General features: G+C 43.5%; 18 protein-coding genes. 16 read left to right on the top strand and 2 right to left on the bottom strand.

What is annotated here, in order from left to right; genetic code table 11:
• Positions 1-129: 129 nt before the first annotated feature.
• Positions 130-1,080, bottom strand: a complete 951-nt coding sequence (locus PGH26_RS15425) for an MJ1477/TM1410 family putative glycoside hydrolase (RefSeq protein WP_323691894.1) — start codon at positions 1,078-1,080, stop codon at positions 130-132.
• Between the two features lie 209 nt (positions 1,081-1,289).
• Between PGH26_RS15425 and PGH26_RS15420 the strand changes: the two genes are divergently transcribed.
• The 14 genes from PGH26_RS15420 to PGH26_RS15355 all read left to right on the top strand — a co-directional run bounded on the left by PGH26_RS15420 (position 1,290) and on the right by PGH26_RS15355 (position 16,746).
• A complete protein-coding gene (locus PGH26_RS15420; protein ID WP_323691893.1) occupies positions 1,290-2,114 on the top strand; it encodes a M55 family metallopeptidase in 825 nt (274 codons plus the stop codon).
• Between the two features lie 12 nt (positions 2,115-2,126).
• Complete coding sequence (locus PGH26_RS15415) at positions 2,127-3,062, top strand: ABC transporter permease (protein WP_323691892.1); 936 nt, start codon at positions 2,127-2,129, stop codon at positions 3,060-3,062.
• Positions 3,062-4,000 (top strand): ABC transporter permease, encoded by a 939-nt coding sequence (locus PGH26_RS15410; RefSeq protein ID WP_323691891.1) that lies wholly within the window; start codon positions 3,062-3,064, stop codon positions 3,998-4,000. The genes PGH26_RS15415 and PGH26_RS15410 overlap by 1 nt, the downstream gene beginning before the upstream one ends.
• Before the next feature lie 134 nt (positions 4,001-4,134).
• Positions 4,135-5,115: an ABC transporter ATP-binding protein gene (locus PGH26_RS15405; protein WP_323693543.1), complete on the top strand. Its 981-nt coding sequence runs from the start codon at positions 4,135-4,137 to the stop codon at positions 5,113-5,115.
• A gap of 233 nt (positions 5,116-5,348) precedes the next feature.
• On the top strand, positions 5,349-6,992 hold the full coding sequence (locus PGH26_RS15400; protein ID WP_323691890.1) for a peptide ABC transporter substrate-binding protein: 1,644 nt from the start codon (positions 5,349-5,351) through the stop codon (positions 6,990-6,992).
• 76 nt (positions 6,993-7,068) lie between these two features.
• Entirely contained in the window at positions 7,069-8,187 is a 1,119-nt protein-coding gene (locus PGH26_RS15395; protein ID WP_323691889.1) for a mandelate racemase/muconate lactonizing enzyme family protein, read from the top strand.
• A 2-nt stretch (positions 8,188-8,189) separates the two neighbouring features.
• On the top strand, positions 8,190-9,206 hold the full coding sequence (locus PGH26_RS15390) for an ABC transporter ATP-binding protein (protein ID WP_323691888.1): 1,017 nt from the start codon (positions 8,190-8,192) through the stop codon (positions 9,204-9,206).
• Positions 9,207-9,219: 13 nt separating this feature from the next.
• Entirely contained in the window at positions 9,220-9,825 is a 606-nt protein-coding gene (gene pcp / locus PGH26_RS15385) for a pyroglutamyl-peptidase I (protein WP_323691887.1), read from the top strand.
• Positions 9,826-10,247: 422 nt separating this feature from the next.
• A complete protein-coding gene (locus PGH26_RS15380; protein ID WP_323691886.1) occupies positions 10,248-11,267 on the top strand; it encodes an ABC transporter ATP-binding protein in 1,020 nt (339 codons plus the stop codon).
• The gene (locus PGH26_RS15375; protein ID WP_323691885.1) at positions 11,254-12,192 is read left to right on the top strand and encodes an ABC transporter ATP-binding protein; all 939 of its coding nucleotides are present in this window, start codon (positions 11,254-11,256) and stop codon (positions 12,190-12,192) included. The genes PGH26_RS15380 and PGH26_RS15375 overlap by 14 nt, the downstream gene beginning before the upstream one ends.
• Positions 12,193-12,195: 3 nt before the next feature.
• A complete protein-coding gene (gene opp4B, locus PGH26_RS15370) occupies positions 12,196-13,164 on the top strand; it encodes an oligopeptide ABC transporter permease (protein ID WP_323691884.1) in 969 nt (322 codons plus the stop codon).
• Positions 13,165-13,191: 27 nt separating this feature from the next.
• Positions 13,192-14,097: an ABC transporter permease gene (locus PGH26_RS15365; RefSeq protein ID WP_323691883.1), complete on the top strand. Its 906-nt coding sequence runs from the start codon at positions 13,192-13,194 to the stop codon at positions 14,095-14,097.
• A 21-nt stretch (positions 14,098-14,118) separates the two neighbouring features.
• Positions 14,119-15,942, top strand: a complete 1,824-nt coding sequence (gene opp4A / locus PGH26_RS15360) for an oligopeptide ABC transporter substrate-binding protein (protein ID WP_323691882.1) — start codon at positions 14,119-14,121, stop codon at positions 15,940-15,942.
• Positions 15,943-16,041: 99 nt separating this feature from the next.
• The gene (locus PGH26_RS15355; RefSeq protein ID WP_323691881.1) at positions 16,042-16,746 is read left to right on the top strand and encodes a CBS domain-containing protein; all 705 of its coding nucleotides are present in this window, start codon (positions 16,042-16,044) and stop codon (positions 16,744-16,746) included.
• Between the two features lie 280 nt (positions 16,747-17,026).
• On the opposite strand, the gene PGH26_RS15350 is transcribed toward PGH26_RS15355, so the two are convergent.
• Positions 17,027-18,358 carry a TrkH family potassium uptake protein gene (locus PGH26_RS15350; RefSeq protein ID WP_323691880.1) on the bottom strand — a complete coding sequence of 444 codons (1,332 nt, stop codon included), beginning with the start codon at positions 18,356-18,358 and terminating at the stop codon, positions 17,027-17,029.
• A gap of 145 nt (positions 18,359-18,503) precedes the next feature.
• On the opposite strand from PGH26_RS15350, the gene PGH26_RS15345 reads away from it, so the two are divergent.
• Positions 18,504-19,253 carry an ABC transporter ATP-binding protein gene (locus PGH26_RS15345; protein WP_323691879.1) on the top strand — a complete coding sequence of 250 codons (750 nt, stop codon included), beginning with the start codon at positions 18,504-18,506 and terminating at the stop codon, positions 19,251-19,253.
• Positions 19,250-20,008 carry an ABC transporter permease gene (locus PGH26_RS15340; protein ID WP_323691878.1) on the top strand — a complete coding sequence of 253 codons (759 nt, stop codon included), beginning with the start codon at positions 19,250-19,252 and terminating at the stop codon, positions 20,006-20,008. The genes PGH26_RS15345 and PGH26_RS15340 overlap by 4 nt, the downstream gene beginning before the upstream one ends.
• The last annotated feature ends 3 nt before the right edge of the window (positions 20,009-20,011 follow it).

The following is a 20,011-nucleotide window of genomic DNA, read 5'->3' as shown; positions in this document are numbered from 1 at the left end:
AGAAAATCAACTACTAATCGAGCATACTTAATCGACAGTTATGTGTCAATAGAAACTATTTAAGATTAAACCTTCAGATTTGAGTGTACAATTGTTTGACGTTAAATTTGACGTCATATAGCACGTTTTCTAGTCAAATGCTTTAATAGAAGAAAGTGATCGATCCGGGGCAGCTGCAAAGCAGTAAAACTTTTCGTTTCTGCAAGCTCTATAATATCGATTGATGGAGAAACGGCCTTTTGCATAGTCAACTGAAAATACAGGTTTATCTGCTTCGGTAAACTGCCGCAGCCACTTAAGTCGCGCTTCAATTTCGTCTGAAGGGTTCTTTTCATTTCCATTGAACCAAATGTCCTCTACACCGATTCCATCCACTGCATCCAGATAGGATCCCTTATCAAATTGCAATAATTCTTCACCGTTCTGAGGGATAATCAGGAAATCAGGATCACGTTCCTTCGCAACGGCAGATAGTGTCCGGACGAAAGAAATCATGCGTTCTGCTGCTTCTTTTTCGGATACAGGATCAAACGGCACTGATTGTTCGCCGCCTTCTTCGTACGTAGTGGGATCTCCCCAGTAAACGTAAGCATCAATGATGTCTAAGTATACCCCGCTAAACCCTGCGTCTTGAATTTTTTTCAATTCCTCAAACATATATTGTTGCCATTCCGGATTCCAATAACGTACTTTCACACTTTCCGGCCAATCGGGATTTGCGACGTTGCCTGCCCATTCAGGGGCAGAATCGGTGACCGTTAACACTCCTTTTTGCTTGGATCCCCATTCTGGTTGCCAGTAGGGGAGGTAACTGCTTGCTTCTCCGATGCTTAAATAAGAAATTGGGTTTATTCCTTTGTCTCGCAGGGTTGTAATGTCTTTTATGCTGTATCTTTCTTGGCCGTCTTTTGTTGCATCGATCACCGCATAGGAAACGGGAAGCTGTGCGATTCTTTCGATAGAAGCATCCTGAAGTTGATAGACCCATGTAGGTTGTCCATCATTGAGACGGAAATAAGCAGCGAACAGAAGCAAAATTGACAGTGCAGCCATACCTCCGATTAACAGCCGCTTGTTCACGTAGCACCACCTCTTTCATAAAAGTGGTTTTAGTATACTATTGGACTTTGAATTTCTCACTTTTGGCACAATAGTATTGCTAAAACATAAAAAAAGAGTAAACATAATTTCATTATACTAAATTATCTTGTTATTTTGAAAATATTTTGGTATTGTTAATTGACAATAAAATCAGAAATATAGTTTCTGATAAGCATGTGGAGGTTTTTATGAAATTATTTATTTCCGTTGACATGGAAGGTATTACGGGTTTGCCAGACGAGTCGTTTGTTGACTCTCACCGGCATAATTATGAGCGTGCCAGACGTATTATGACAGAGGAAGCAAATGCAATTGCGTCATCAGCATTTGAAGCAGGTGTACAAGAAGTACTAGTAAATGATAGTCATTCAAAAATGAATAACTTACTAGTTGAAGAGATGCATCCAGACGTTGAGTTAATAACCGGAGAGGTGAAACCGCTTTCAATGGTTCAGTCTTTGGACGAATCTTATACAGGTGCTGTTTTTGCGGGGTATCACGCGCGTGCGGGACAACCTGGAGTCATGAGTCACACGATGATCTTTGGGGTTCGCAACATTTTTATCAATGATGCAGTTATCGGAGAACTGGGGTTCAATGCCTATGTTGCCGGTCATTTTGATGTACCAGTCCTGTTAGTAGCAGGTGACGATGGTGCGTGCCGTGAAGCGGAAGCACTCATCCCTGGAGTCGTAACAGCTGCAGTGAAACAGTCCATTTCCCGTTCATCCGTCCGGACATTGCATCCTCAAAAGGCGCAGGCGCTGCTGAAAGAAAAAATGGCAGAAGCACTTGAAAAACGTAACGAGATTAAACCGCTCAAAGCACCTGATAACCCCACTATGCGTATCGAATTTACGAATTATGGAGAAGCGGAGTGGGCCGCTATGATGCCAGGGTGTGTACTGGAAGAAGGAACGACAATTGTTCGTTACGAGGCAAAAGATATTGTTGAAGCATACCGTGCAATGCTTGTCATGACGGAGCTCGCGATGCAAACGAAGTTTTGTTAAGGAGGAAGCAGTGTGCCGCTATACATATTGAAGCGTTTCATCATGATGATTGTCACCGTTTTAATAATTGCCACGCTTACATTTGTGCTCATGCGGGCGATCCCAGGTTCACCGTTTGATGAAGAGCGCACGTCCAATCCGACCATCCAAGCGAACTTGGAGAAGTTTTATAAGTTGGATCAGCCGATGCCGATTCAATACTTGAACTACTTGAAATCTATTGTGACATTCGACTATGGTCCCTCCATAAAAAAGCCGAATGAATCTGTAAATACGTTACTTGCACGAGGATTCCCGATTTCCTTTGAACTAGGGATGGCAACAATTATAGTTGCTGTCATTTCTGGAATTATTCTCGGTACGTTTGCTGCACTTCGGCATAATGGAATCATCGATTATGGAGCCATGACCTTCGCGGTAGTAGGGATATCCATTCCGAACTTTGTGTTAGCAACACTTCTCATTCAGCAAGTCGCAGTGAACTGGCATATCCTGCCTCCAGCTACCTGGAGCAGTCCGAAACATATGATTCTGCCAGTGATTGCACTCGCTACAGGACCGACGGCTATTATTGCACGTCTCACCCGTGCCAGCATGTTGGAAGTCTTGACCCAGGACTACATTAAAATGGCGCGTGCAAAAGGATTAACCCCTTTTCGAATTGTAGCGAGGCATGCGCTTAGGAATGCGCTTATGCCTGTAGTTACCATCATGGGAACGATGCTTGCGGGGATTTTGACAGGGACGTTTGTTATTGAAAAAATCTTTGCAATCCCTGGTATGGGAAAGTACTTCGTAGAGAGCATTAACAATCGAGATTATCCAGTCATTATGGGATCTACCGTATTTTACAGTGCATTTTTAGTGTTCATGCTGTTTTTAGTGGATATCGTATACGGATTCTTAGATCCGCGCATTAAGCTTCACAAAAAGGAAGGTGAAGTGTAATGGTAGCCAAAGACCCGAGAGTCTCCATACCCGATGAGTGGTTTCGGAAAAAAGGAGAAGATCATGAAAAGGCAGAGGCCGTGGTGCGTCCATCCCTTTCTTATTGGAAAGATGCTTGGAGACGATTAAGGAAAAATAAGCTTGCAATGGGCGGATTAGTATTTTTAGTTCTCCTCACACTTCTTGCAATATTCGGTCCTGTATTCTCACCTTACGAAGTAACAGCAACAGATTTACGAAACCAAAACATGGCACCCAGTGCAGCACATTGGTTTGGAACGGATGAAATGGGCAGGGATGTCTTTACAAGAACTTGGTATGGCGCCCGAATTTCATTGTTTGTAGGTGTAATGGCGGCGCTTATCGACTTTTTCATTGGAATCGTTTATGGAGGCGTCAGCGGCTATAAAGGCGGCCGTACGGATTCATTCATGATGCGGATCATTGAAATTCTTTATGGACTCCCGCATTTACTCGTTGTTATTTTGTTAATGGTTGTAATGGGTCCAAGCCTGACAACCATCATTGTTGCACTGACGATTACGGGATGGGTAGGAATGGCCCGAATTGTTCGCGGCCAGGTACTGCAAATTAAAAACTTTGAGTTCGTAACCGCATCAAAGTCATTTGGTGCACGAACACCTCGGATTATACGTAAAAACCTGCTTCCGAACACAATGGGTCCAATCATTGTTCAAATGACACTTACTGTACCTAGCGCGATCTTTGCAGAAGCTTTTCTGAGCTTTCTCGGCCTTGGTATTCAGGCGCCATATGCAAGTTGGGGGGTAATGGCGAATGACGCTCTCCCGGTAATTCTATCTGGTGACTGGTGGCGATTATTCTTCCCAGCCTTCTTCATCTCGATTACGATGTTTGCATTTAACGTACTAGGAGATGGGATGCAGGATGCGCTCGATCCGAAATTGAGGGGGTAATGGATGTGACAGGACAACAGTTGGCACATGCGTCAAGCTTTGGAGATGCCACTCTAGAAAGGGCGCATCACTCTGGTTCAGGCGTTGCCACAGAAGAGAAAAGAAAACAGAAGAAAACAATCTCACAAGAAATAATGCTCTCTGTTCGTGACTTGGAAGTTTCCTTCAAAACATTTGGAGGGGAAGTACAGGCAATCCGCGGTGTTTCGTTCGATTTATACAAAGGGGAAACCCTTGCAGTCGTTGGAGAATCAGGCTGCGGAAAAAGTGTGACAGCAAACACGATAATGGGTCTTATCCCGCAACCGCCAGGGAGAATTCGGAATGGGAAGGTCCTATTCAAAAATCGGGACTTAACCAAACTGAACAAAAGAGCGCTGCGTGACATTCAAGGCGTAGATATCTCGATGATCTTCCAGGATCCGATGACTGCCCTGAATCCAACATTGAAAATTGGAGAGCAGCTAATAGAAGGATTACGAACGCATCATAAGGTGTCACGTACTGAAGCAAAGAGAAAAGCAGTGGAAATGCTCAGCCTAGTCGGGATTTCCAATCCGGAAGAGCGTCTTAAACAATACCCTCACCAATTTTCAGGCGGAATGCGGCAGCGAATTGTTATTGCAATTGCTCTGATCTGTGAACCTGAATTACTTATCGCGGACGAACCGACAACTGCATTGGATGTCACAATCCAAGCACAAATTCTGGAATTGTTTGATGAAATCCAACGTAAAACCGGCGTAGGGATTATTCTCATCACTCACGATCTTGGCGTTGTCGCGAAAATTGCAGATCGCATTGCCGTCATGTATGCAGGGAAAATCATTGAAATCGGGAATAAGCGGGAGATTTTCTACAACCCGCAGCACCCATATACGCAAGGCCTTCTAAACTCAGTGCCGCGGCTCGATCTGCAAGAAGAAGAGTTAAAACCGATTGAAGGTACACCGCCAGACTTATTCGCCCCGCCAGAAGGATGTCCATTTGCAGCGAGATGTCCTTTTGCTATGGAAGTGTGTGACCGCGTTTACCCAGCAACTACCCAGCTCACCAGCCAGCATACCGTAGACTGCTGGCTCCAAGACCCGCGAGCACAAGCGGTATTGTCTTGATCGCCAGTCTTTATTAAATATCCGCAGTTACAGTGATATTCGTTGAGTGAAGCGAAAGGTGGCGACTCCGGAGGGATCGGCGCAGATTGAAGACCCTGGACTGAGCGAAGCGAGGGAAGCGGCTGAAATCAAGCCCCTCGGAAAGCGTCCACCTGTAGCGGAAGTCAACACTGTTCATCTCTAGAGTGTGTATATGGTATCAATGGTTTCATCATATAAAAGGGGGAATCACATTGAAGAAGTGGATCAAATTTGTCTTATTTACTGCACTAATCGCAGTACTCGCAGCTTGTACGGCAAACGAAGACGCAGGCAAGAAGCCGGAAGCCGAAACAGGGGGTAAAGACAGCAAGGATAACAAGCCTGCAGCAGAAAAAGTTCTCTACTTGAACAACGGTGAAGAACCAACGTCGTTTGACCCGTCCGTCGGCTTTAACGCAGTTTCTTGGAGTGCGCTTAACAACTTAATGGAAGGACTCACTCGTTTGTCAGAAGATCATTTGGCAGAAGAAGCTTCTGCGGAAAAAATTGATGTATCTGAAGACGGATTGACGTACACATTCACAATCCGCGACGGCGCAAAGTGGTCAAACGGAGATCCGCTCACAGCAAACGACTTCTTATTTGCATGGCAGCATATGCTTGACCCGGAAACAGCATCTCCTGCGGCATTCCTTGCATACTTTATTGAAGGCGCAGAGGACTACAACAACGGTGAAGGCACTGTTGAAGACATTGGAATCGAAGCACCTGATGAGAAAACATTTGTCGTAAAACTGACTGCTCCAAACGAAGCGTTCTTGAATATCATTACCAACCCAAGCTTCTTCCCAATCAATGAAAAAGTTGCGACAGACAACCCGAAATGGTTTACAGAAGCCGACTCTTTCGTTTCCAATGGACCGTTTAAACTGGCTTCATGGGATCATGACGTAAAGTTCGTCTTTGAAAAGAACGAAAACTATTGGGATGCAGACAAAGTGAAGCTCGACAAAGTGAACTGGGAAATGGTGAGTGAGTCAACAACGGCTTACCAAATGTATCAGTCTGATGAGCTAGACAGCACGGATGTACCATCTGAAATTGCAGAAGATTTGAAAGACAATCCAGAAGTTAAAATGGAAGACCAGGCTGGACTTTACTTCTTCCGATTCAACACATCTATGGAACCCTTTACAAACAAAAAAATCCGCAGAGCGTTTGGTGAAGCGGTTAATCAAGAGGATATAGTAGAATTTGTTACGAAAAACGGAGAAAAGCCTGCACATGGTTTTGTTACTTACGGATTCATTGGTCCGGATGGCAAAGAGTTCCGTGAGTCTGCAGGAGACTTAGTTTCATTTAATCCTGAAGAAGCTAAGAAATTGCTAGAAGAAGGTATGAAAGAAGAAGGCTATACAGAACTTCCAAAAGTAACGTTAACGTATTCAACAAGTGATTCTCATCAAAAAATTGCAGTTGCGTTGCAATCGATGTTTAAAGAAAATCTTGGTGTCGATATCGAGTTGCAAAACGTAGAAGCCGGAGTATTCCTTGCAGATCAGAAAGAATTTAAGTATCAGTTCTCACGTTCTTCGTTCTTGCATGACTACGCAGACCCTGTCAATGCGCTGGAAAGTTTCATTACAGATTCATCGATGAACCGTACAACTTGGTCAAATCCTGAATATGATCAGCTAATCGAAAAGATTAAAAACGAAACAGATGAAAACACTCGTTGGAGTTTGTTACAAGATGCAGACAAGATGCTTATGGACGAAATGCCGGTCATTCCACTTTACTACTACAATCAATCAACATTAGAAAAGCCTGGTGTTACAGGGATTCTACGTCACCCAGTCGGCTATCTCGACCTGAAATACGCTGACAAAGAATAAGCAGGGGAGACTGTGTGCGCCGAGTGTTCGACGCACACAGTTTTGTTCGTTTTAGGCGAGAAAGGAGAAGGTGTCTATGAAGATTCAATCGATTGAGCTGGCAACTGTCGCTGTTCCGTTACGGAAACCATTTAAAACAGCGTTGCGCACTGTCCATACTGCCTATTCAACTTATGTAAAGATTACGGCAGACGATGGCAGAATTGGGTGGGGGGAAGCGCCGCCAACTCATGTGATCACAGGTGATTCCATGGCAAGTATAGCCTATGTGATTGAGGAAATAATGGCGCCTAAACTGATTGGGATGGATATTCGGAACCGAACCGGACTTTTCGCTGTTCTACATAAAACAATTGTGCGAAATACCAGCGCGAAAGCTGCAGTTGACATGGCAATCCATGACTTACTTGGTCAACTTGCAGAACTGCCGCTTTATCAATTCCTAGGCGGAAACAAATGCAAGCTCGATTCAAACTTTACCGTGAGCGTGAATGATCCGATGGAAATGGCGGACGATGCATTCCAATACGCAGAAGATGGATTTACTACGCTGAAAGTAAAGGTAGGTATTGGTTCCTCCGAGCTTGATATAGAGCGTGTCAAAGCAATTCGAAAGCGGGTCGGCAATACAGTGAAAATCCGCCTGGATGCGAACCAAGGATGGCATCCTAAAGAAGCAATCCGGACAATTGGGGCAATGGAAGATGCCGGACTCGCGATTGAACTCGTCGAGCAGCCTGTCCATGCCGAAGATGTCGATGGATTGCTGTATGTAACTCAGAATACATTAACGCCTATTATGGCAGACGAAAGTGTTTTTTCACCGCGCGATGCGTTAAGAGTCTTACAATGCGGCGCAGCAGATTTGATCAACATCAAGTTAATGAAATCAGGCGGAATCCATGAGGCCCTTAAAATAAATGCACTTGCGGAGAGTTACGGAGTGCAATGTATGACAGGCAGTATGATTGAAACAAAGCTTGGGATTACGGCTGCCGCACACTTTGCAGCGAGCCAGCCGAATATTACGCGCTGTGATTTTGATGCACCGCTCATGTTAAGCGGCGATCCTGTAATAGGCGGCGTTACGTATTCCGGTCAAACCGTTGGGCTTCCTGAGGGGGCTGGACTCGGTGTACAGATAGACCCATCAAGGCTTACTCATCATAGAACGTCTGGAAACGAGGAGGAATAACGATGACTAATTCCCAATCAGTATTGTTATCTGTAAAGGATTTGAAACGGCACTTTGACGTTGGCAAGGGGAAGACGCTGAAAGCGGTGGATGGACTCAGCTTTGATATCTATAAAGGGGAGACGTTTGGTCTCGTAGGAGAATCGGGTTGCGGTAAGTCTACGGCAGGTCGTACCATCTTAGGGCTTTATAATAAGACAGATGGCGAGGTCGTTTATGAAGGGCAAAACGTTCACGATATGAATGATAAAGAGCGCCAGCATTTTCTTAAGAAAATGCAAATGGTCTTCCAAGATCCTTATGCATCTCTCAATCCGCGTTCTACCGTTTATGAAATCATTGCTGAACCGATGGAAATTCATAAAATGTACAAGTCCAAAAAGGAATTGCGGGAACGCGTAAATGAGCTTTTGGAAGATGTGGGGTTAAATCGTGACCATGCAAACCGATATCCTCACGAGTTTTCTGGCGGACAGAGACAGCGAATTGGAATTGCTCGTGCGCTGGCACTTGACCCGGAGTTCATTATTGCAGATGAACCTATTTCTGCACTGGATGTGTCCGTGCAGGCACAGGTCGTTATGTTGTTTCAGCGGCTGCAGCGCGAGAAAGGACTGACCTATCTATTCATTGCACATGATCTATCGATGGTGAAATACCTATCGGACCGGATTGGCGTTATGTATTTAGGTCATTTAGTAGAGTTAACGACAAGTGATCAGCTCTATGGAAAACCTTTGCATCCTTACACAGAAGCGTTGCTCTCTGCAATCCCGATTCCAGATCCCGATATTGAGGAATCGAGAGAACGCATTCTATTAGAGGGGGAACTGCCAAGTCCGATTGACCCTCCTTCAGGTTGTGTGTTCAGAACGAGATGTCCGTATGCAATGGACGTATGTGCTGCACAGAAACCCGCATGGCTTGAAAAAGATGAGGGTCACTTTGTCGCGTGTCACTTGCACGATGACTCGATAATGAAAGAAGTTAGCAGCCAGGCAGAACAGGTACACGTATAAAGGAGTTTTAAAATTGAAGAAATTACTGCTTACAGGATTTGAACCGTTTCTTGCGTTTCCAGTGAATCCGACGATGCAAGTTGTTGAAAGATTAGATGGAACAGTCATCGGAGATTATAAGGTGTGCGGAAAGGTTCTATGGGTGAATTTTAATGCATCCGGAGAAGAACTGCTCACTTATATTAATGAAGAAAAACCGGATGCAGTGGTGTCATTAGGTCTAGCAGGAGGACGTTATAAAGTGACTCCGGAAAGAGTTGCACTCAATGTGAAAGATGGCGAACCCGATAATGAAGGTCACCAGCCGATTGATGAAACGATTGAAGAAGGAGGACCGCCTGCTTATTTTTCTACGCTTCCTATTCGGGAGATGGTGAACCGATTATCAGATGCGGGACTGCCTGCAGCAATCTCCAATTCAGCGGGAACCTATTTGTGTAATAACGTCATGTATGCGGGGCTTCATTGGGCTTCACAGCATCGACCGGATATGCCATCAGGGTTTTTACACATCCCTGCTTCGTTTGAGCTGGCTGTTCAGCATGGCAAAATACCAGGGTGGCCGTTAGATGATCTTGTAAAAGGCGTGACGCTCTGTATTGAAACTCTTTCCGACTAAAAACTGCACCAGTTATTATAGTAGAGTGGATTTTCGTGTCGCGAAATGTCGTAAAATAGAGAGCAAATGAATTGGATGGAATAGGATTTCCGAGAATATGCTTCTAAAGTAATGGGGCAATTTCCAGTAGCGTGGGATCATGAAAACGAAGTGCGCATGATTTATAACTAGCGATGCGAAGGGATTTCTATTCGAGTTTAAAAAAATTAAAAAAAGCATTCGGAAATTAAATGTTCCGAATCCGCTTTGTTACAGAGTTTGTCATTGTTTTGTCACAGTTGAAATAGTCTATGTATTTGGTATTCTGCAAAAATAGTATTGCCAACTTAAAAGTTGTGTAGTATAGTTGAAAAAGCTTATAAAGTCTGAAAATTACATCAACCTTTTTTTGTACATATCACCAAAGGCAAGGAGGAACTACGTTGGCTGAGACAGTTTTGGAAATTGAGAACCTGCGAACATCATTCAACATCAAGGGAAACTATTACGCAGCTGTGGACGGTGTTTCACTTACTGTTCATAAAAATGAAGTCGTGGCGATTGTCGGTGAATCAGGATGTGGAAAAAGTGCACTCGCACTATCCATCATAGGTCTTCATAATGCGAAGACGACAAAACTGGAAGGTCAAGTGAACTTGAAAGGGCAGAATCTGCTAAGTCTGCCGGTGGAAAAGTTGAACAAAATCCGCGGAAAAGACCTGGGCATGATCTTTCAAGATCCAATGACAGCTCTGAACCCGCTTGCAACAGTTGGCCGCCAAATTGAAGAGCCGATGGATTACCATATGAAACTATCCAAGTCTGCAAAGAAAAAGCGAGTTTTAGAGTTACTTGAACAGGTCGGTATTAAAAATGGACCACGCGTTTACAAACAATATCCCCATGAATTATCAGGGGGTATGAGACAGCGTATCGTCATTGCCATTGCACTTGCCTGCAATCCAGTAATGCTCATTGCGGATGAACCAACAACAGCATTGGACGTGACGATCCAAGCTCAGATTATGGATTTGATGAAAGAGCTTCAGCGTATTACGGATTCAGGAATTATCCTCATCACGCACGATTTGGGTGTAGTTGCTGAGATGGCAGACCGGGTTGCAGTTATGTATGCAGGTGAATTTGTAGAGATTGCAGATGTAAATACACTATTTGCGAATCCTTTGCATCCATATACACGCTCGCTGCTGAGCTCAATCCCTTCGAATATGACAGACAAAGAAGAACTGCATGTTATTGAAGGTATTGTGCCATCGATTCAAAAACTAGATCGCGGAGGATGCCGATTTGCTCCTAGGATCCCGTGGATTTCTGAGGATGCGCATGAAGACAATCCGACGCTCCATGAAGTGGAACCAGGTCACTTTGTACGCTGTACATGTCACAAGGAATTCCACTTCCCCGAAGAACGAGTGGAGGATGAAAACTATGTCACTACTTAATGTAAAAGACTTACAGGTACACTTTCCAATTAGAGGTGGTTTCTTCCGTCGAGTGGTCGATCAAGTGCGTGCGGTGGATGGGGTCAGCTTTGAACTGGAGCCTGGTGAAACATACGGTCTAGTTGGTGAATCCGGGTGTGGAAAGACAACAACAGGCCGCGCGATTATCGGACTCAACAAAGCAACTGGCGGGGAAGTACTATTTAATGGAGAAAACCTTGCGACTATGAACGGATATGATCGTAAAAAACATATTCGTGATATTCAAATGATTTTCCAAGACCCCTACTCTTCATTAAATGGTCGAAAGAACGTCTTAAATATTATTGCAGAACCCTTGCGGAACTTTGAGCGCCTGTCTCCTAAAGAAGAGCTGACACGTGTTCAAAATATGATCGAGCGTGTCGGATTGAGTCCAGAATCTATTTACAAGTACCCTCACCAGTTCTCTGGGGGACAACGACAGAGAATCGGGATTGCTCGGGCGTTGATGCTTAATCCTAAACTGATCATTGCGGATGAACCTGTATCTGCTCTGGATGTTTCAGTACAGGCTCAAGTATTGAACTTCATGCGAGAAATTCAAAAAGACTTCGGATTGACTTACTTATTCATATCCCACGATCTTGGTGTTATTAAACATATCTGCGACAGAATCGGAATCATGTATAAAGGTCGTTTTGTCGAAGAAGGCACTGCAGAAGATGTCTACACGAATCCTCAGCATCTATATACAAAGCGATTGATCGCAGCAATTCCCGAGATGGACCCCGTAAAACGTTTCGAGAAAATGGAATTGCGCGAACAAATCAATGTTGCTTATCGAACGGAATACGATAGCTACTTCGATAAAGACGGTCGGATGTTCGACTTGAAACCGCTTACTCCCACACATTCGGTAGCTGTGCATCAGGGGGGTATGTAAACGATGGTTAAATTTATCTTGCGTCGTATGCTAGTTATGATTCCACAGCTCTTTTTGTTAAGTCTTATCATTTTTGTATTGGCGAAGCAAATGCCGGGTGATGCGGTAACAGGAGCCTTCATGGGGAATCCGAACGTAACGCCTGAACAAGTGGAGAAGATACGTGAGCAATATGGACTCAATGATCCTTGGTACGTACAGTACGGAGCATGGGTTGGAAAAGCTGTCAAAGGCGATTTAGGACAATCTTATACTCACAAGCAACCTGTTACATCATTGCTAGCAGGTCGTGTAGCAAACACGATAACTCTATCACTTTTTGTCCTGATTGTTTCCTATGCAGTCGCCATACCGCTTGGCATTATAGCGGGAAGGTGGTCGGACACCTGGGTGGACAAATTGATTGTCACCTATAATTACTTTTCGTTCGCTACCCCATTATTTGTATTTGCATTACTCATGTTGTTCGTATTCGGTTTCATACTTGGCTGGTTCCCAACGGGCGGCAGTGTCGATATCCGAATCGAATCAGGCACCTTTGCACAATTCATGAGTAAATTACATCACTTAGTACTGCCAGGATTGTCCGGTGCACTGCTTGCAACTTTCGGAACAATTCAATATTTACGGAATGATATTATCGATACAAAGTTAAAAGACTTTGTTAAAACGGCGCGTTCAAAAGGTGTTCCTGAAGGTAAAGTTTACACACGGCACATTTTGCGTAACTCGTTATTGCCAATCGCTGCGTTCCTTGGGTACGAAATAACAGGATTGATTGGCGGTTCGATTTTCTTAGAGACCATCTTTAGTTATCCAGGCCTCGGTCAGCTCTTTATACAATCGATTACAGGACGCGACTTTACCGTCGTAACAGCTATCGTCATGATTTCTGGTGCGGCTGTTATTGTCGGAACTATGCTCTCAGACGTCATATTGAGCGCCATCGATCCGCGTATTCGAATTGAATAAAAAAAGCAGATGAGGAGGGAATAAGAGATGGTTACAGTAAATCAAAAAGAATTAATCGCTAAAGAAAAAGCGAGTAACCCGTCACTTTTAAAAACGATTTGGCGGGAAATTAGACACGATAAGCTGGCACTGGTTTCGTTAGTTTTACTACTTGGTATTATTATCACCGCGTATAGTTCACCGTTATTTATTGATCAGGAACAACTGCAGCGTGTTAATTTCTTAGAAACATGGGAGAGACCATCCGAAACTCATCTGCTTGGTACGGATGATGGCGGACGAGATGTATTCGGCCAATTACTTCTTGGAACGAGAAACTCATTTACAATTGGACTCAGCGTGACACTTATTGCCGGTTTGTTTGGTTTAACAATCGGTCTAATCGCAGGATATTTTGGCGGTTTTGTAGATAACATCATTATGAGAATAATAGACTTCTTAATGGTATTGCCTAGTTTGATGTTCATCATTGTATTTATCGTAATCGTTCCGGATTACTCAGTGTTCACATTCGTCTTAATAATGAGTGCGTTCGCCTGGTTTGGAAAGGCCAGACTCATCCGATCTAAAGGTCTTGCCGAACGGGAATTGGATTATATCAATGCATCCAAAACACTCGGCACCCCAAATTGGAAGATCATGGTTTTTGAAATGTTCCCTAACCTTAGCTCACTTGTCATTGTAAATATGACGTTGACGCTCGCTATCAACATCGGTCTTGAGACCAGTTTAACATTTCTAGGTTTTGGACTTCCGGCAAGTACACCGTCTCTTGGGACATTGATCGCGTTTGCGACGAATCCGGATATCGTTCAAAACAAATGGTGGGTTTGGTTACCCGCAGCATTACTGATTCTAGTAATGATGCTGTGTATAAATTACATCGGGCAAGCGGTGAAACGCGCGTCGGATGCAAGACAAAGATTGGCTTAAAAAAAAGGGGAGGTAAGACAATTGAAGAAAAGAAGTTTTATGTTGCTGGCAAGTCTAATGCTCGTCCTCAGCGTGTTCCTGGCTGCTTGTAATGGCGACGATAGTGCTGATGGCGGAAAAGACAAGGACAAAGGGAAAGATAAAGGAAAAGATAACGAAAAAACAGAACAAGGCTCTGGTGAAAATGCAGCAGATATCGATTTTCCACTTTCAGTGTCTAATGACGCTGAAGCAATGGAAGATGGCGAAATGACAGTAGCCATGGTTGCCGGAGAGCCATTCGAAGGAACATTGAACCGTAACTTCTATTCAGGTACGTATGATGCGGAAATCCTTAGTTTCTTCGATGAAGGACTTCTTGACACAGATGGTGACTATTTGATCACTAACGAGGGTGCTGCAACATATGAACTTTCAGAAGATAACAAAACACTAACTTTAAAAATCAAAGACGGCGTAAAATGGCATGATGGGGAGCCTGTCAAAACAAGCGACCTTCTTTACTCTTATCAACTACTCGGCCATCCTGATTACGCAGGAAACCGTTATGATTTCATGATTGAAAACGTAGTAGGTATGCCTGAATATCACGAAGGTAAAACAAAAGAAATCTCTGGTATCGAAATCATTGACGATCAAGAGATGAAGTTTACGTTCACTGAAGCAACACCTTCAATCCTTTCAGGATTCTGGTCATATGCAACTCCTCGTCACCACGTTGGAGATATTATGACTGGTGAAACAACGATTAAGGATCTTGAGTCTTCAGACAAAATCCGTGTAAATCCAATTGGTTTCGGTCCTTACAAAATTGACAAAATCGTACCAGGCGAGTCAGTTCTTTATTCTCGTAACGACGACTACTGGAGAGGCAAGCCTGCTCTTAAGTCAATCGTTCAAAAAGTAGTAAGTCCAGCAACAATTGTTGAATCAATCAAAAAAGGTGACGTGGATATTGCTACGATCCCTGCTGACCAGTATGAAACAGTAAAAGACGTAGATAATATTGAACTTCTTGCTCAAGTTGACTATGCATACACGTACATCGGTTTCAAACAAGGTAAGTGGGATGCAGCTAAGAAAGAAAACGTAACAGATCCAGATGCAAAAATGGCAAGCAAAGAACTTCGTCAGGCAATGTGGTATGCAATGGATAACGCGACAATCGGTGAAAAACTTTACCACGGTCTTCGTTTCCCAGCAACATCACTAATCATTCCTGTATTTGAAAGCTTCCACGATAAGAGCGTTGAAGGACGCATGTTTGACCCGGAAAAAGCAAAACAACTTCTTGACGACGCTGGCTTTGAAGATAAAGATGGCGACGGATTCCGTGAAGATCAGAACGGTGAAAAATTGGTTATCAACTTCGCTTCTATGTCAGGTGGAGAAACTGCTGAGCCAATCGCAAAAGCTTACATGCAAAACTGGGCTGACATTGGTTTGAAAGTTGAACTAGTTGACGGTCGTCTGCACGACTTCAACGCATTCTACGACATGGTTGAAAATGATGATCCTAAGATTGACATCTACCAAGGTGCTTGGGGAACTGGTTCTGACCCAGATCCATCTGGTCTATATGGCCGTACAGCATCATTCAACTACACTCGCTATACTAGCGAAAAGAACGATGAGTTGTTGAAAGCTGGTACTTCTGAAAAAGCATTTGACTTAGAGTACCGTAAAGATATCTACAATCAATGGCAAGAGCTAATGTATGAAGACGTTCCGGTTGCACCAACTGTATACCGTTACGCTCTTGAAGCAGCTAATAAGCGCGTTGTAAACTACTCAATCGAGCCAGGTACAGAATCTGATCGTTATAAGTGGGGAGTTGCTGAATAAGCAACCAAATGGAGAAGCCGTCCCTTTCTACAGGGACGGCTTTTTTTGCGATTCAATCGAATTTAATGGGTATACTCATTGTAAGGAGTTGATGAAGACATGTCTGTGAAAAATTCAGATCGCTTTATTATTGCCTACAATCGTATTGAAAAAACACTTTCTAAAAAAGTAGATGAGAGTGGTTTTCTGCCTTTTTATCGTCTCATTGAAAAAGCGAAAATCAAAAACTCGGTAGTCCGTAATTATGAAGAGGACTTGCGGGAGTTTGGTGATTTACGGAATGCGATTATTCATCACCGAACCGGGCTGGACTACGTGATTGCCGAACCGCATGATGATATCGTGGAACTGATTGAATTGATTGAACGCAAAGTAAGCAATCCGTTGAATGTGGGTGCCTTGTTCGGTTGTAAGGTACATACATTGCAAGCATCAGATCCCCTTACATCTGCCCTTAGGCTAATGCGTGATAATAAATTTGGCCAGGTTCCGATTTACGAAAATGAAAAGTTCAAAGGACTCATTACAGCTGCCGGTATTACTCACTGGCTCGCTGGCCAATCGACAGAAGATTCTATTTCCCGGGAAATACCGACACTCTCTGACGTCTACAACTATGAAAAACGTAAGGAATCGTTCGAATTTGTCAAAAGAGATCTATCTGTGTACGAAGCGGAAGATTATTTCAAGAGAGCAATTACAAAAGGATCACGTCTCGAAGCGCTGCTAATTACGGAGAATGCCGGACATAATGAAAAGTTGATCGGGATTATCACTCCTTATGATTTATTGAAGATTGACTAACGGGATCGCAATGAGGGGCGTGCAAAGGTGATAATCTGCTCATAAACACAGGGAAATGATCATAAATGCCAAATAGTGCTCATAACCCTGTGAATGTGATCACAACACCAGAAATATGATCATAAGTCTGTAAAGACGATCATAACTCGAGAGAAGTGATCATAAAACTTAAAAAGTGATCATAACTAAAAAGTTACCATTCAACCCCGTCTGAATAATCGATGCCTAACACAATACCGCTCTGCATCTGCACTGGCAGACTCAGGGCGGTATCTTTTTGTCATCCTGTATGAACACGGTCGTAAGAATACTTGAAGGTCTCTTTCTTAGGCCGGATCAGCATGAAGAATAGTGTGAGGGGGCCGATTCTGCCTAAAAACATAACTCCGCAGATAATCCATTCTCCCACGGGACTCAAATCACCCGTAATCCCAACTGACAAGCCAACTGTTCCGAATGCGGATACCGTTTCCATTAACAAATCAATGAATGGCATTTTTTCCGTAACAGTCAACAAGAAGAACGCTGTAAATACGAGCATAGAACTAACAGCCGCAATTGCAAGTGAGCGGAAGATGATTTCCGATTTAATCGTGCGCTTAAATAAGTGGGGCTCTGTCATCCCTCTGAAATAAGCGAGCGTGGCCACTACAATGACGATGAACGTTGTCAGTTTAATACCTGACGCTGTAGAAGCGCTGCCCCCTCCGATGAACATGAGCAACAATGTAAGAAGGAGGGAACTGCTCTCCATATCACCGATGGATACCATGTTGAATCCAGCTGTCCTGGGTGTGACAGCTTGGAAATAGGAGGTCAGCACTTTGTCCCCGAAAGACATGCTGCCGATAGTTTTCGTGTTGTGATATTCCAACGCGAACAGCAAAAATGCAGCGATCAGGTTAACCGTGAGTGTTCCGGCCAGCATCATTTTCGTATGAAGAGACCATTGTTTTGGAGAGCGTTTTGCGATAACCTCCATGACTACTGTAAAACCAAGTCCCCCGATGATGAAAAGTGAAGATAAAATGAGCGTTACAGGTAGACTGCCCGCAAATCCCATTAAGTTATCAGGAAATAAAGAGAATCCCGCATTGTTAAAAGCGGAAATGACATGAAATAGACTATAGTAAAGACCATGTTTCAAACCGAACTCTGGGATCCAAAAAAATGATAATAAAATAAATGCGATACCTTCTGTTACGAATACGAATGCCAGAATGCTTCTCAAAAATTTAACCGTTCCTCCGAGCGATTGCTGACTGAATGATTCTTGAAGAAATATCCGGTTTTTCATCCCCACTTTTCGTCCAAGAACCATTAAAAGTGCAACCGCGAAAGCCATTAATCCAACGCCGCCTATTTGGATGAGAGCTAGAAGTACTATTTCGCCGAATAGCGTAAGAGTAGAACCCACATCAAATACACTTAATCCTGTAACCGTTGTCGCGGATGTGGCAGTAAACAGCGCATTTGTCCAAGTGATTGGAATGGTTGTTGCAAAAGGAAGTTTAAGCAGCAAGGTCCCGATGACTATCGTAACTAAAAAACTGCTTGCAATGAGAACCGGCGGGGTAACCCGTCTTTTTTTGTGTATGAACGAGATGTACATCGTGTGACCTCCTTAGAGAACAAGATATGGTATGGTTTGATTATTGATCGAAATGGTAAAATTACAATAGGTCATTGGATGGAATAAATCGGAAGAATCAGGTTGTGTAAGAATAGGCAATTCAATACGTTAGGAGTTGAATCATATGAGTCAAGAAAAGCGAAGTATTCCACCTTCACCAATCGCTCTTGAGTTAAATCATGTAAGTTATGGTGTCAATCATACCGACATTATTAAAGATGTGAGCGGTCAATTTCCTGCTGGTAAAATCACAGCATTAATCGGACCTTCAGGAGCAGGAAAAACGACATTGTTAAAGTTATGCAACGGTCTTATTAGTCCGACAGAAGGTAAAATTTACATAGATGGAAAGCGAATTGAAGAAAAGTCCCCAGTTTCTGTTAGAAGGCATGTTGGTATTGTGCTGCAAAGTTCTCCGATGGTTCAGGGAACGGTCCGCGATAATTTAGCACTTCCATTACAACTGCGCGGACAAATCTTATCAGATGAACAAGCAAAAGCCACGATGGAACAGGTTGGCCTGCCCTTATCGCTTCTAGCACGCGATGCCCGAGAACTTTCAGGGGGGCAGAAGCAAAAAGTATCCATTGCACGCACGCTATTAAATCAATCGAAAATCTTATTATTAGATGAAATCACAGCTTCTCTCGATCCTGCATCGCTTCAGGAAATTGAAGAGTTAATTGTCAAATTGAATGATACCGGGAAAATTACCATCGTTTGGATTACTCATAATTTGGAACAGGCAAGTCGGATAGGGGAGTATTACTGGGTAATGGTTGATGGGGAATTGCGTGAAGCCGGTACTAAAGAAGAGATTAATGCGTCAGAAGACGTGCATGTGAAGCGATTTGTGAAAGGAGCGCTGTCATGAGCTGGATGACATTAAGTTTAACGCTGATCTTTGTATTCATCCCATTATTGCTGTCGAAAACGCTGAACTTGGGACTGGAACGGGATACGATTGTTGCAACGCTTCGATCGACGATTCAGCTCATAGCAGTAGGATTCGTATTAAAGTTTGTATTCGATTCCGAACATCCTGTATTCATCCTATTAATGGTGCTGCTCATGATTGTAGCAGCGGTCCAGAATGCGCGCCATAAAGGGAAAGCGATTAAAGGAATCACCTGGAAACTGTTTGTCACATTTGCTGCGATTGAAGTGCTGACGCAAACCGTATTGCTTGGATTACATATTGTTCCCGCAACAGCTCAATACATTATTTCACTTAGCGGAATGGTGATCGGCAACTCGATGGTGCTGGCAATCTTGTTTTTAAACCGTTTCACTGCAGAAGTCGAAGCACATCGAGACGAAAGTGAATTGATTTTATCATTGGGCGGTACCCCGAAACAATCCATCAATCGTCAATTATTGAAAGCAATTCAGGCGAGCATGATCCCTACCATTGAAAGCCAGAAGACAATTGGGATCGTTCAGCTGCCAGGGATGATGAGCGGCCAAATCATTGCAGGAGCAGATCCAATCCAGGCGGTTCAATTTCAACTGCTCGTTGTGTTTTTATTGCTTGCGACAGCAGCGATGACGAGTGTGTTTCTTGGCTTCCTGTCCTATAGAAGTTTGTTTACAGAACGAATGCAGCTGCTGAAAATAGAATCTGACTAACAG

The organism is Sporosarcina jeotgali, from assembly GCF_033304595.1.
Classification (GTDB): domain Bacteria; phylum Bacillota; class Bacilli; order Bacillales_A; family Planococcaceae; genus Sporosarcina; species Sporosarcina jeotgali.
Note: the sequence above shows the minus strand (reverse complement) of the source record. Positions and strands in the feature narration are given on the sequence as shown.